Source organism: Streptococcus sp. SGI.013 (assembly GCF_050315295.1).
Taxonomy (GTDB): Bacteria; Bacillota; Bacilli; order Lactobacillales; family Streptococcaceae; genus Streptococcus; species Streptococcus porcorum.
This window is the reverse complement of sequence record NZ_JBNPOS010000107.1, coordinates 1-358: the sequence shown is the minus strand read 5'-3', so window position 1 is coordinate 358 and position 358 is coordinate 1. Positions and strand designations below refer to the sequence as shown.

General features: G+C 46.4%; 1 protein-coding gene. It reads right to left on the bottom strand.

What is annotated here, in order from left to right; translation table 11 throughout:
- The coding region (locus ACQRDX_RS09580) for a hypothetical protein (protein ID WP_427896667.1) at positions 1 to 358 on the bottom strand (358 nt) is incomplete at both ends.

Here is a 358-nt window from a genome sequence, read left to right as displayed (position 1 = left end):
AGCTTCGACATCAGCGTCTGAATCAGCAAGCACATCAGCATCTGAGTCAGCTTCAACATCAGCGTCTGAATCAGCTTCAACATCAGCATCTGAGTCAGCTTCAACATCAGCGTCTGAATCAGCTTCAACATCAGCATCTGAGTCAGCTTCGACATCAGCGTCTGAATCAGCTTCAACATCAGCATCTGAGTCAGCTTCAACATCAGCGTCTGAATCAGCTTCAACATCAGCATCTGAATCAGCTTCAACATCAGCGTCTGAATCAGCTTCAACATCAGCGTCTGAATCAGCTTCAACATCAGCATCTGAGTCAGCTTCAACATCAGCGTCTGAATCAGCTTCAACATCAGCATCTGAG